Below are 14,349 nucleotides of genomic sequence, written 5' to 3' on the forward strand. Positions count from 1 at the left end.
TAAAAATTGTATGATGCAAAAAAATAAAGCGCAGTGATGCGCTTTCCATGGAGTGAAAGAAATGCAAATGAATGCCACTCAATCACAAGACCGCGAACGGTTCGTAAAATTAGGGCAACACGATATTCATTATCACTATAAAGATCAAACGCTCTATATCAGCCCAAAAGAGCAATTAAAACCGTATCCACAAAAACTGACAGATCGATTAATTCATTTTGCACAAACCAAACCCGACCATATTTTTGCAGCAAAACGCAATGCTCAAGGTGAATGGGTCAAACTAAGTTATGCAGAAGTTCTACAACGCGCATGGCACATTGCTCAAGCTTTGCATGACCGTAATTTAAGCCAAGAACGACCACTGGTTATTTTAAGTGGCAATGACCTCGAACATTTAACACTTTCTATGGGTGCCATGTTGGCGGGTGTGCCTTTCTCTGCTATTTCCCCTGCCTACTCTCTGATTTCTCAAGACTTTGGCAAACTCAAACATGTATTTGAAGTGCTAACACCTGGTATGGTTTATGCCAGCGATGGTCAGGCCTTTGCCAAAGCCATTCAAGCGTGTATTACATCCGACATTGAAGTGGTAACCAATAAAGGTATTGTAGGCGATCAGATCTGCACGTCTTTTCAGTCGCTGTTAGATACGCCAGTTTCAAATGTACAAGAGTTTTATCAAACCCTTGATGAAAACCAGATTGCCAAATTTCTGTTTACATCAGGTTCAACCAAATTGCCTAAAGCTGTACCGACCACGCATTTAATGTTGTGTGTTAATCAGCAAATGTTATTACAAACTTTCCCTGAGTTTGAAGAAACGCCGCCTGTCCTACTCGACTGGCTGTCTTGGCACCACACCTTTGGCGGCAGTCACAATGTCGGCATCGCGCTCTATAATGGCGGTACGATTTACATTGATGATGGCAAACCCGTTGCAGGAAAATTTGACGAAACCATTCGTAACCTCAAAGAAATTTCTCCAACAGTTTATTTAAATGTGCCAAAAGGCTGGGAAGAACTCACTGAAGCGTTAGAAAAAGATGAAGAATTAAGAGACCGCTTTTTTGCCAAAGTTAAAATTCTATTCTTTGCAGGTGCAGCGCTTTCAGAAGCGGGCTGGAACAGACTCGATAAAATTGCTCAGCAACATTGCGGTGAAAAAATTCGCATTATGAGCGGCTTAGGCATGACTGAAACTGCACCATCTTGTGCTTTCACAACTGGTCCACGCGTGATGGCTGGCTTTATTGGTTACCCTGCTCCGGGATGCGAAATCAAGCTAGTGCCATGTGGTGACAAACTTGAGTTTTGTGTTCGTGGCAAACATGTCATGAAAGGCTATTGGCGGTTAAAGGCAGACCAGCAGAGCACTATTTTTGATGATGAAGGCTTTTTCCATACAGGCGATGCTGTTCGTTTAGTCGACATCAATGATCCAACCAAAGGACTGATGTACGATGGACGAATTGCCGAAGACTTTAAACTCAATACGGGTACTTTTGTGAATGTGGGCACACTACGCAATAAAGTACTCATTCAAGGTAACTTACTGATTCAAGATGTCTGCATTACAGGTTCAAACCTGAATGCTATTGGTTTTTTGATTTTTCCAAAATTAGAAGCGTGTGCTCAATATGCTGGCCTTAAGCTTGGTGAACATTCTGCAATAGAGATATTGCAACACCCTAAAGTCCAGCAATGGTTCCGCCAATTTTTAACGACCTTTAATAAAGATGCGACTGGCAGCTCAAATACAGTCTCAATGCTTTATTTAATGACCGAGCCACCTCAACTCGATGCAGGCGAAGTAACCGATAAAGGCAACCTCAATCAAAGCAGTATTACCAAGCGTCGTGCTGCTTTAATTGATGAACTTTATCAAAAGCAGACTGATAACCCGCTGATTATTCGGGTGCCCACCTTAAAACAATAAGCAATTGAAATAAAAAAGGAAGCTCAAACTTCGGTTTGGGCCTTAGCCTCACTTTTGCCAAAAAAAGGTTCAACATGCTACACGATACAGAATTTGAACTATTTCGGGACAGCTATCGCAGGTTCTTAAAAGAACAGGTTGCTCCGTATTATGAACAATGGGAACACGAAGGCCTCATCCCACGTGATCTATGGCTTCGTCTTGGGGAAAATGGTTTTTTGTGTGTCGATGTGCCTGAGGAATATGGCGGCTATGGCGCTCCTGTTCATTACTCCCTCATGCTGGTTCAAGAAACTGCTCAAGCTGGCTTTGCGTCTTTGGCAGTTGCCATTGGTGGGCAAAATGAGCTGGTCTCTCCTTATCTACAAAATATTGGATCTGAAGAGCAAAAACGTTATTGGCTACCCAAAATGGTGACAGGTGAAGTCGTCACTGCAATTGCCATGACAGAGGCCAATGCTGGTTCAGACTTACAGGCTATACGCACTCAGGCCATTTTAGAAAATGACCAATATCGTGTGAATGGTTCAAAAACATTTATATCAAATGGCTTGCATGCCGACCTGATTGTTCTTGTAGCAAAAACCGATCCGCAAGCCAAAGCAAAAGGCATTTCGATTTTTTTAGTGGATGCTGCATTAGACGGCGTTAAAAAAGGTCGCTCTTTACAAAAAATCGGACTCCATGCCCAAGATACAGCCGAACTATTTTTTGATGATGTTTGTGTGCCTGCAACTCAGCGTTTGGGTGAAGAAGGACAAGGCTTTGCTTATTTAATGCAAGAGTTACCGCGTGAGCGTTTAAGCATTTCCATGATGGCTTTGGGGTCGATTTTAGGCGCCATCGAACTGACCAAAGACTATGTACTGGAGCGTAAAGCTTTCGGACAACCTTTAAGTCAAATGCAAAACACACGCTTTGTGCTGGCAAACGCGCAAATCAAAGCGAAAGCCGCCCAAGCCTTTGTAGATCAATGTGCGGCGCTGTATCAACAACACCAGTTAAGCGTGACTCAAGTTGCCGCACTGAAATGCTTTATTACCGATGTCCAATGTGAAGTGATTGACCAATTACTTCAGCTTTTCGGTGGCTACGGTTACATGCAGGAATACCCGATTTCACGCTTTTTTGTAGATGCGCGGGTACAAAAAATTTATGGGGGAACCAATGAAATTATGAAGGAAATCGTGGCCCGAGAACTGCTCGGAAAATAATTCGATTTAAAAACCGAATAAGACAGACACAACAACTATGCCTTGTTGAAAACAAAAAATGTTATTTCAGGAAGAAATGCTATGTCGAAATTATGGATGTACTCTACCCTTATGCTCTCAGGCTCGGTCTGGGCTGGCAGTTTTATTGATAATAGTTCAGTAGAACTCACCACACGAAATTTTTATTTTGACCGCGACTACCAAGAACAATCCGCTTACCCTGCTGCCAAGGACTGGACACAAGGGTTTATTCTTAAAGCCAATTCAGGCTATACCGAAGGAACCGTTGGTTTTGGGCTGGATGTACTTGCAACGGCAGGCTTTAAACTGGATGCCAGCGCAAAATACGCAGGTACAGGAAACTTACCTAGAGACACGCGTACCAATGAGCCTGCTGACTCTTATGGAGAAATTGGCGTCACAGCAAAAGCTAAAATGAGCCAGACCGAGCTACGCATCGGTACATTAATGCCAATGAACCCTGTTTTAGTGGCTTCACCTGCTCGTTTGCTTCCTCAAACCTATCGAGGAATTTCACTCACCAGTAAAGATATTAAAGATTTTGATTTACAGGCAGCTTACCTCGATAAAGTGAATCATCGTGATTCGACCAACTATGAAAAAATTAAAATTTCAGGCGTAAATGGACGATTTAAAAGTGCTGAAACTGATGGGCTTTATTACTTAGGTGGAAACTATCAGTTTAATCCTGCACTAAAACTCACCGCTTTTTACATGGATGTTGATAATCTTTATAACCAAACTATGGTCGGTGCATTACACCAATATAAAATTAATGATACGTCCAATCTGAGTTCACAATTACGCTACTACCGCAGCCGAGACGACGGACAAGCAAAAGCAGGCTTAGTCGATAATGACCTTTACCATGCGCATTTCGAACTCAAACATCAAAACCATAAGTTTATTTTTGGAACTTTCCAACATCACGGCGATACCGCTTTCCCGTATTTGACTGGTGGTGAAACTGGACTCCTTATTGATACATGGCCGGGCGAGTTTTTAAACCCAAAAGAAAAGGCCTATAGCTTCCGTTATGAATATGACTTTAAAGATTTTGTACCGGGTTTACGTTTTATGACCCGTTACACCACAGGTCACAATATTTATGCACCTAACTTAGGCGGAACTAATCTAAAAGAGCGAGAAACAGACTTTGATTTAGGCTACACCGTTCAAAGTGGCTGGTTAAAAAATTTAGGTCTACGCGCGCGCTATGCCATTTATGACAACAACATGCTCTCTACAGCCAATATCAAACCTGTAAACGAAACCCGTCTCAACATCGACTACACATGGAAATTTAAATAATTCAAAACAGGAGGTTCTATTACACATAGAACCTCTTTTTATTTTCGGGAAATAAATAATTCAGCATGGACCCTTCATTATGGATCAAAAAACTTTAGAACACTTACCGCCCATTCATCACCATTTGGGTGGACACAATATCCATTGGAATGACCAAAACACTGAACTTAACATCCACTACACAGCGCTAGAAAGCTTTACCAATCCACGCGGCACCGTTGAAGGCGGCATGATCTGCGCCATGCTCGACGATGTGATGGGACTTTTTGCATTTCTCGCCAATGACCGTAAACCAGCTACTACCATTAACTTAACGATGGATTTTTTAAGGCCCTGTGCTGTGGGCGAAGTCATTACAAAATGCCGATTCATTAAACAAGGCAAAACCGTACTGAATCTCGAAAGTGAAGCTTGGCAAAACAACAAAATGATTGCACGAAGCACAGCTAATTTTCTGGTTTTAGATTAATTACGACCATTCATTCAATAAGGATATGAATAAATGAATTACACCAATAATAAACGAATTTTGACTCACTCTGCTTTAGTACTTACCATGCTTGGTTCTTTGGCAGGCTGTGGAAGTGATAATGATGACACATCGGCTCCTTCTACAAACAAACCACCACAGTTATCTCCTGCTGTTGGCGTAAAAATGACAGAAAGCTGTACGGACTTACTCGGATTTCAATACAACAATACCGTTATTAGCTCAGCTACCCTTCAAGAAGCAGGCACATTGACTGTCGCCAACAAACCGATTGGCGCTCATTGTTTGGTTAAAGGTTATATGGATCAACGGGTAAGCCCTGTTGATGGACAAACTTATCAAATTGGTTTTGAAATGCGCTTACCAATAGACTGGAACGGCCGTTTTCTCTATCAAGGCAATGGCGGAACCGATGGTAATTTAGTCCCTGCAACAGGTCAGGTTGGTAGCGGTGGCCCACTCACCAATGCCCTGCATGATGGTTTTGCGGTTATTTCCTCTGATGCCGGACATAATGCCTCACAAAATCCAATGTTCGGTTTAGACCCTCAAGCCAGAATTAACTACGGCTACGGAGCCATTACCAAACTCACGCCTATGGCAAAAAACCTAATTAAAGCCGCATATGGTAAATTGCCAGACCGCTCCTATGCAGGTGGTACATCGAACGGCGGACGTCATGCCATGATTGCAGCAACTCGTTTGGGCGACCAATATGATGGAATTTTAGCAAGTACACCAGGTTTTCACTTACCTCGTGCAGCCGCGACTCAACTCTACACCGCACAACAGCTTCGTCGTGTCGCAACAGATGAAAATGACTTAAATACCGCCCTGACCCTTTCAGAGCGTAAAGTTTTAGCAAAAGCGATTTTAGATCGATGCGATGCTTTAGACGGTGTTGCAGATGGACTGGTTCAAGACGTTGAGGCTTGCCGTACAGCTTTTGATATTCACAAAGATGTACCCGTTTGCTCAAGCACAAGAGATGGCACCTGCCTAAGCACCGAACAAATTGATGTATTAGCCAACATTTACCGTGGTCCTGCAAATTCGGCTGGACAAGCCCTTTATGCAACCCAGCCTTTCGACCCCGGTTTAGTGGGAAGCAACTGGGCAAGCTGGAAATTCGAATCTTCGGTGGGAACAGCACGTGACCCCGTTGCAGTCGGCATTCTTTTTCAGGTTCCACCAGACCCAACTGTGACTCAAAACTCTAGACAATTTGCCTTTAATTTTAACTTCGATACCGACTATCCAAAACTCTCGGCAACCAATGATGTGTATACCGAAAGTTCGATGTCATTCATGATGCCACCTGACGAACTTAATCTAGATAAACTTCGTAATCACGGTGGAAAAATGATTGTGGTACAAGGCACAGCAGATGGCGTTTTCTCTGTGGATGACACCCAAAATTGGTACGATCAACTGCTACAACACTATAAAAATGATGCGAAAGGTACAGCACTCGAATTTGCACGTTTCTTTAGAGTTCCAGGCATGAACCATACCCGTGATGGCATTGCGACCGACCAATTTGATGCATTGACTGCTTTAGTTAATTGGGTGGAATATGGGCAAGCACCTGACAAAATCATTGCGACTGCACGCGGCGCAGGTAATCCGAGTGGTCAAGTGAATACTGAACTTCCACTAGACTGGGCACCAGACCGCACTCGTCCACTTTGCCCTTACCCACTGATTGCTCGTTACAACGGTCAAGGTGATAGCGAAAAAGCTGAAAACTTTAGCTGTAAATAGCACCCTAAAAATTAAAAGAGAGCTGACCTAGGCTCTTTTTTTATTTTACTAAGTATCACTATTGAATCATTATCAAATGATATTTCATCCAATGCCTACATCGCTGCTAAGATAACACCGAAAACTAAAAACTCATTTCGTTATGCAAAATCAGACTGCTCCCAATCTCCCCTCTACACAACTTGGAAAAGCACTGCTTTGTCTTATGACATCGGCATTATTATTTTCCATTATGGGAGTGTGCATTCGTTTTGCTTCGCAAACGGTAGACAACGCGACCGTCGTGTTTTTTAGAAATGCAGTCGGCTTATTTATTTTTATTCCGATGCTCTTTAAACAGGGTCTAGATTTTATTAAAACCGATAAACTCTGGATGCACACGTGGCGAAGTCTAGTTGGGTTAGCCGCCATGTATGGTTTTTTCTATGCAATTGCGAACTTAAAACTATCAAACGCTATGGTTTTTAGTTATTCATCTCCTATCTTTATTCCACTGATTGCATGGCTTTTCTTAAAAGAAAAAATTACCAAATCGATGATTTTTGCCGCTGTGATTGGTCTCATTGGGGTTTTATTTGTCGCTAAACCCGACCAAGGTCTATTTAACGCATTATCTTTTATTGGCTTGGGCGCCTGCTTTTTATCAGCAATGGCCTTTGTCACTGTAAGAGCTTTAACCAGTACAGAGCCGCCTGAGCGTATTGATTTTTACTTCTGTATTTTTGGTAGTTTAATTTCCTCTATTCCAATGTTCTGGCATTGGCGTATTTTCACTTGGCATGAACTAGCCCTGCTCATTGCCGCAGGACTTTTAGCAAACATTAGCCAACTGTTTATGTCTTATGCCTACAGCCTAGCCCCGGCAGGACAAATTGGCCCAATGAACTACATTGCTATTATTTTTGCAGGAATATGGGGATTTGTTTTTTGGCATGAATTACCGGATCTGTTTAGCATTATCGGTATATTTATTATTTTATTTGCCATTTTGCTCTGCAATCCATTTTTGCAGAAAAAGTTACTCTCTCGATTTAAATAACAAACAAACCTTAATCTAATTTAGGTACTGTATTCGATACTCATTTGGTGAAATGCCTGTCCAATGGCGATAGGCTTTTCGAAAGTTAGAAGTATCTGAAAAGCCAATTCTCTCAGCAATTTCATCTATGGTTAAAGTTGTCTCTCGCAAATATTCATCAGCAAGACGGCGCCGTGTTTCATCTAACAATTCTTGGTAAGTCAAATTAAACCCTGCCAAGCGTCGATGTAAAGTACGCTTTGACATATGTAAGCGTTCAGCCATTTCTTGAGCCGACGGAAAAAGCCCCGTTCCATCCAATAATATTAAACGAATCGTTTTCACAAGCTCAGGCTCTTCAAGTTCAGCAGCACCTAGCATCCGCTCACAAAACGACTTACACATATCAGCAGTAATCGGGTTAGCATTTGGGCAAGGTACATCGAGCCACTTTAAATCAAAGTGCCATTGCATGACCACAGCATTAAACTGAACGGGACAATGAAAAACTTTTTCATATTCTTCTGCATAGTCAGGCGCTGGATAGGGCAACAAAAGCTTCTTGGCTTGAAACGGTCCTTCAAGCACCCGTTCAATTAAGGTTTGCATGGAGCTAAACCAAAACTCGCACACCAAAGGCAGAAGTTTACCCAGTGCAATAATGTCCTGCCCTTCAAAAACGGCAACATCATCTCGAATATAAAAAGACTTCTTTAAAATAGGCCCTGCAAGCTTAATATGTCGAATGCCAAGCTCGACTGCTTGTCTAAAATTACGCGAAGAATATAACGCATAGCCATACACTCCAAAATCTGACAGTCGCTGCTTTTGCCCTGCGCGCAGACCAATGAGTGGATCATTTGATAGCTTTTGAATATTTTGAAATAGCTGAATTTTTTGGACTTGAGAAATATATAAAGAAGGTTGATTTATAGCATCTGGCAAAATATTTGTGCCCGATAGAACTTCTACTATTGAATGACCTTGCAAGCCCATTTCATCAAATAAACTGGTTAAACCCAGCAAATATGTATTGGCTCCTAAGGATGTATTATCATAATTTCCTTCAATAACACTATTTGCATTTTTATAAAGATTTTTAGGCATTTAACTCACACCATCCCTAGAGTGACGTGCATAATGGCACTAAACTACCTCTTGTTGTCTCAATTTAACATCGACCATACAACGCTTCAAGCATAAAGTATGATAAGCAAAAGTATGGAAGGAATAATAATGGAACAGTCCACCTTAAAAGAATATAACGGCTCTGCCACTGAACATATGGAACTTATTTTTTCCAAACAACGCGCCAATTTTGAGGCAGATCCCTACCCAAGTCTTGAGTCACGCCGCACAAAACTGCATCAGCTTAAGAAACAAATTATTCGCTATCAAGATGCTTTAGCTACCGCGATTAATGCTGACTTTAGCTCAAGATCACTCGATGAATCTAAACTTTTAGATTTGCTTGGCTCTGTGTTGGAAGCCGATCATGCCATTCATCATTTACGCCGCTGGATGCGTCCAAGTAAACGCCGTACCGAGCTTTTATTTTTATCAAATCGTTTAAGTGTGCAATACCAACCTAAAGGTGTGGTGGGTGTCATTGTTCCTTGGAACTTCCCCGTTTATTTAGCACTTGGCCCACTCATTGCCGCGTTAGCTGCGGGCAACCGAGTTATGATTAAACTGCCGGAAATTACCCCAAATACTAATGCCATGCTACGACGCATGCTTGCCGAAGTTTTCAATGAAGATGAAGTGGCGGTTTTTGGTGAAGAAATTACAGATCCTGCTAGATTTACCACTTTGCCATTTAACCATATTGTATTTACTGGCTCTCCTGCCATTGGCAAAGTCGTCATGCGAGCAGCTGCTGAAAATTTGACTCCAGTTACTCTCGAATTAGGCGGAAAATCACCAGCAATTGTAAGCCGCAATTACCCGCTCGCTGATGCTGCAAAACGTATTACCCATGGTAAAGCAACAAACAGTGGTCAAATCTGTGTAGCGCCTGACTATGCATTGGTTCCAAAAGAAAGTATTGAGGAATTTGTAGATGCTGCGAAATCAAGCTTTATAAAAATGTTTGGTCAAAACATCACAAACAATGAAAATTACACATCGATTGTAAATGACCGCCATTTAAAACGTATTCAAGATATTTTGACCGATGCACAAGCAAAAGGTGCACGTGTTATTCCTTGTGATACTTACAGCTTTGACCAACAAGGTCGCAGAATGCCTGTACAGATTGTGCTGAATTGCACGCCAGACATGCGCATTATGAAAGAAGAACTTTTTGGCCCTATTTTACCTGTGGTTGCATATGATTCTTTAGATGATGCAATTACCTACGTGAAATCGGACGAACGACCTTTAGCACTTTATTGCTTTACACATAGTTCAGTAGAACGCGACCGAATTTTACGTGAAACTCATTCAGGTGGTGTGACCATCAATGACTGGGGTTGGCATGTAGTTAACCATGACGCTCCTTTTGGGGGTATCGGCAACTCAGGTATGGGGTCATATCATGGTGAAGAAGGTTTCCGTGAACTTTCACATGCAAAAACTGTATTTATCCGTCATCGATTTTTCCCGACCCAGCTTTTCCACCCTCCTTATGGAACATTCTTGCAAAAACTGGCAATTCGCTTTTTCTTGAAAAAAGGCGATCCAAATATTAAATAATAGATTATAAAAAAAGCCTCGTAATGAGGCTTTTTATTATTTTTTAAACAAATAAAATCACTACACTTTGTTTAAATATAATCAGCCTTTTGTGCTTTTAAAATATCAAGCTGCAACATCTTTTTCTTTTTATATTTATAGGCAATAAATAAACCAATAAACCAGATTGGTGAGCATTCAAGTGCAATTAAAGTGTCGTGATCTAAAGCTAAAATGACAATAGTAAATACTAAAAACAACATAGTCATCCATGCCATAAATAAACCACCAGGCATTTTATATTTTGATTGAATATGTAATTCTGGACTTTTCTTACGATAATAAATATATGACATCACAATCAGCATAAATGTAAAAATACATAAAATTGAAGTGAGCGCTGAAATAATCGTAAATGCCGTCATGACATTTGGAACAATAAATAAAATCGAGGTTCCCACTGTTACGCACGCCATTGAAAACACGAGTCCACGAATTGGAACTTTTCTTTTTGACAGCTTACTAAAGCTTTTAGGTGCATCGTTGTCTAATGCTAAACCGTATAACATACGACTGGTCGCAAAGATTCCACTGTTTGCAGAAGATAAAGCGGAAGTCGCAACAACAAAGTTAATTAAACCGGCTGCAATAGGTAAACCAACTAGAGTGAACATTTCTACAAAGGGACTTTTTTCCGGTGAAACTTTTGCCCAAGATGTAACTGCAATAATACAAACTAGTGCACCTACATAGAATAATAAAATACGTAAAGGAATAGAGTTGATGGCTTTTGGAAGTGAAGTATGCGGGTCTTTTGTTTCTGCGGCAGTTGTACCTACCAGCTCAATACCTACAAATGCAAAAATAGCAATTTGGAAGCCCGCCAAGAAACCTGTTACACCATATGGAAACATCGACTCTGTTTCAAATAAATGACTCACCGAAGCCTTGACCCCATTTGGAGAGGTAAATCCGGTACCAATTAAGTAAATACCCGCCAAAATAAATAAAATAATTGCGGTAATTTTGATGAGTGAGAACCAAAACTCCAGTTCACCAAACAAACGAACGGCCACAAAGTTGAGTATGGTTAATATGGCTAATGAAGTAAATGCAGGAATCCAAACGGGTAAATCAGGATACCAAAACTGCATGTACCCCCCGATCACAATTACATCGGCAATCGCTGTAATAATCCAGTTACACCAATAAGACCAACCGAGAAAAAAACCTGCCCATGGACCTAAATAAGCGGTTGCGAAATCGGCAAATGTTTTAAAGTTCGTATTTGCAAGCAATAACTCACCCATTGCTCGCATCACGAAGAAAAAGAAAAAGCCAATAATTAAATAGGTTAAAATAATTGAAGTACCGGAAACACTTAATGTTTTCCCGGAACCCATAAATAATCCGGTACCAATTGCACCGCCAATCGCAATCATTTGAATATGGCGATTTGTCAATGAGCGTTGCAATTTTTCCTCTTCTTGACCAGTCATATGTTGACTGCCAAGGAGGTCTCCTTCCAGGAACTGCTTTCCTTTATTATTACTCATGTAATATTAACTCCAATTTATAGCAACCGTTATAAATATGTTTTAATAATATGAGTTATGAGTTTCGCTTGAACCGAATAAATCATCCTACAAATATTATTAAAACCACTTATAATTTAGTAAATTCCATTTTTAAATCTTAAAATAGTTATTTAAAACAATAAAATATTAACCATAGAATTATCCCGTTATGCCTCATCATCTTAATCGATAAAAATGAACCTATAAGTCCCTTTCATTCTATTAAGATGATGTATATCCATATCAATTTTTTGACTCAGGGATAATATAGTATTCCACATGAAATTTGGTGAGTTATGAAAACTCACTGCCTAATTAACCACCATTTGCAAATACTGGGTATTTTCCGATCTATTTGCTGCTTTTGGTTTTGAATCCTGTTTAACATTAATACTCAAGACGCGGACTAATGCTCCATTTTCAACGTTCAGTTCTTGAGCCTGTTCGGCGCTTAGCTGTAGTTGTTCCTGATAAGGTGAGCTGTACACCACAATTGCCCGATAGTTTTCATAATCGTCATTAGCAACAATATAAGGCTCATCGCCTAAATTTAGACGAGTAGAGTCTACAACTTTGACTGCTAAAATCTGACTTTCTTTAATAGCGCGTAAATTTTCGATATCTGCCTGTAGCGTCGCGCCACCGTCAAAAATATCTATATAACCTTTATAACGAAGCCCTTCTTCAAGTAAAAGGTTGTAGGCTGGTCGAGTATTTGGATGAACCATACCAATTGCCGCTTTAGCATCGTCTGGCAACATATCGACATAGAGCGGATGTCTCGGCATCAGCTCGGCAATAAAAGCCTTTTGCCCTATTCCGCTTAAATAGTCCGCTTTGGTAAATTCAATATTAAAAAATTTATGGCCTACCGCATTCCAAAATGGTGATTGCCCATTTGCATCGGAATAACCACGCATTTCGGCAACAATGGTTTCTTCGAAATATTGACGAAATGCAGACAAGAACAAGAATCGTACTTTAGATAAAAATTTACCATTTTTATTTAAACGGTAGTCTGGATCTAAAAATAACGTACAAAGCTCGCTACAGTTGGTGTGGTCATTACTCAAATACAAAGTTGGTAAAGCGTTATAGACACTTAAAGGTTCCGAGGCATGCACTTGGGTGCCTACATGGAAATTGTACCAAGGCTCTTTTAAACCAAGCGCAACTTCAATACCGCAAACACCCACAACCTTATTCAGGTCGGTATCTTCTAAAACAAATAAATAAACCTGATCTGCTTTTGGTAATTCACCTGCTACTGTTTTACAAGCCCGTTCAATACGTGCAGCCAATTTTTCCATATTTGGCTGCAAAGATGTCAAACCAAAACCCGCTTTTTGAGCCAAAAGGTAAAGATCATTAACATCCTTAGGTTCAATGTAGCGAATAATCATCATGCTGCTTGTTCATCCTTTTGAATTTCTACAAAGCGAGCAATTGCACGTTCAAAACGTTTTAGACCTTCATCAATATCAGCAAAAGGAATAATTAACGATGGTGTAAAACGGACAACATTTGGACCAGCAATCAGACTTAATAAACCTTCCTCACCCGCAAGGTTATTAATATCTTTTGCTTTACCTGCAAATTTATCTTTTAAAACACAACCAAGAAGTAAACCTTCGCCACGAATTTTTTTAAAGACTTCGTATTTTTCATTTAATTGATTTAAAGCATTTTTATAGTAATCATGACGCTCTTTAACGCCATTAAGTACTTCTGGTGTATTAATAAACTCAAAGACTGCACCTGCAACTGCACTTGCCAGCGGGTTACCACCATAAGTCGTACCGTGTGTACCCACTGAAAAATGCGGCGCAAATTTATCAGTTGTTAACATTGCACCGACAGGGAAACCACCGCCCAATGCTTTTGCAGTAGTAAGCACATCTGGTGTAACACCGTAGTTCATGTAAGCATAAAGTGCACCTGTACGGCCGACACCTGTTTGCACTTCATCAAAAATAAGTAAGGCACCAAACTGATCACACAATGCACGTAAACCTTTTAAAAATTCGATATCAGCAGGAATTACCCCGCCCTCACCTTGTACAGGCTCTACAATTACTGCACAGGTTTGCTCATTAATAACTGCTTTAGCTGCTTCTAAATCATTATAAGCAACATGGCTAATGCCGTTTGGAAGTGGTGCAAAGTCTTGTGAATATTTTGGCTGACCACCAGCCGAAACGGTAAATAAAGTACGGCCGTGGAACGCGTTGTTAAATGCCACAATACCGCTTTTACCTGCGACACCGCTGTCGAGTCCAACTTTACGAGCAAGCTTTAATGCTGCTTCATTTGCTTCTGCACCTGAGTTACAGAAGAAT

General features: G+C 40.7%; 11 protein-coding genes. 7 read left to right on the plus strand and 4 right to left on the minus strand.

The annotated features are described in order from the left end of the window. Positions 1-52: 52 nt before the first annotated feature. From J671_RS15505 to J671_RS15530, 6 genes are all read left to right on the plus strand, one after another. Positions 53-1,939, plus strand: a complete 1,887-nt coding sequence (locus tag J671_RS15505; protein ID WP_170318184.1) for a feruloyl-CoA synthase — start codon at positions 53-55, stop codon at positions 1,937-1,939. 74 nt (positions 1,940-2,013) lie between these two features. Continuing rightward, positions 2,014-3,153 (plus strand): acyl-CoA dehydrogenase family protein, encoded by a 1,140-nt coding sequence (locus J671_RS15510; protein WP_004888089.1) that lies wholly within the window; start codon positions 2,014-2,016, stop codon positions 3,151-3,153. A gap of 81 nt (positions 3,154-3,234) precedes the next feature. Then, positions 3,235-4,485 carry an OprD family porin gene (locus tag J671_RS15515; RefSeq protein WP_004888090.1) on the plus strand — a complete coding sequence of 417 codons (1,251 nt, stop codon included), beginning with the start codon at positions 3,235-3,237 and terminating at the stop codon, positions 4,483-4,485. 79 nt (positions 4,486-4,564) lie between these two features. Then, on the plus strand, positions 4,565-4,954 hold the full coding sequence (locus J671_RS15520) for a PaaI family thioesterase (RefSeq protein WP_004888091.1): 390 nt from the start codon (positions 4,565-4,567) through the stop codon (positions 4,952-4,954). A 33-nt stretch (positions 4,955-4,987) separates the two neighbouring features. After that, positions 4,988-6,739 (plus strand): tannase/feruloyl esterase family alpha/beta hydrolase, encoded by a 1,752-nt coding sequence (locus J671_RS15525; protein WP_004888092.1) that lies wholly within the window; start codon positions 4,988-4,990, stop codon positions 6,737-6,739. 142 nt (positions 6,740-6,881) lie between these two features. Continuing rightward, positions 6,882-7,778: a DMT family transporter gene (locus J671_RS15530; protein WP_031982778.1), complete on the plus strand. Its 897-nt coding sequence runs from the start codon at positions 6,882-6,884 to the stop codon at positions 7,776-7,778. Between the two features lie 15 nt (positions 7,779-7,793). Here J671_RS15530 and J671_RS15535 read toward each other — a convergent pair whose 3' ends face one another. Continuing rightward, entirely contained in the window at positions 7,794-8,864 is a 1,071-nt protein-coding gene (locus J671_RS15535) for an AraC family transcriptional regulator (protein ID WP_004888095.1), read from the minus strand. A gap of 129 nt (positions 8,865-8,993) precedes the next feature. On the opposite strand from J671_RS15535, the gene J671_RS15540 reads away from it, so the two are divergent. Beyond that, a complete protein-coding gene (locus J671_RS15540) occupies positions 8,994-10,454 on the plus strand; it encodes a coniferyl aldehyde dehydrogenase (RefSeq protein ID WP_004888096.1) in 1,461 nt (486 codons plus the stop codon). 71 nt (positions 10,455-10,525) lie between these two features. On the opposite strand, the gene J671_RS15545 is transcribed toward J671_RS15540, so the two are convergent. The 3 genes from J671_RS15545 to J671_RS15555 all read right to left on the minus strand — a co-directional run. After that, positions 10,526-11,989, minus strand: a complete 1,464-nt coding sequence (locus J671_RS15545) for an amino acid permease (protein ID WP_004709911.1) — start codon at positions 11,987-11,989, stop codon at positions 10,526-10,528. A gap of 332 nt (positions 11,990-12,321) precedes the next feature. Continuing rightward, positions 12,322-13,416 carry an arginine N-succinyltransferase gene (gene astA, locus J671_RS15550; protein WP_004888100.1) on the minus strand — a complete coding sequence of 365 codons (1,095 nt, stop codon included), beginning with the start codon at positions 13,414-13,416 and terminating at the stop codon, positions 12,322-12,324. After that, on the minus strand, positions 13,413-14,349 hold a 937-nt coding region (locus J671_RS15555; RefSeq protein WP_031982779.1), incomplete at its 5' end, for an aminotransferase class III-fold pyridoxal phosphate-dependent enzyme. The genes astA and J671_RS15555, both read right to left, overlap by 4 nt.

Source organism: Acinetobacter sp. 1130196, from assembly GCF_000588095.1.
Classification (GTDB): Bacteria; Pseudomonadota; Gammaproteobacteria; order Pseudomonadales; family Moraxellaceae; genus Acinetobacter; species Acinetobacter nosocomialis.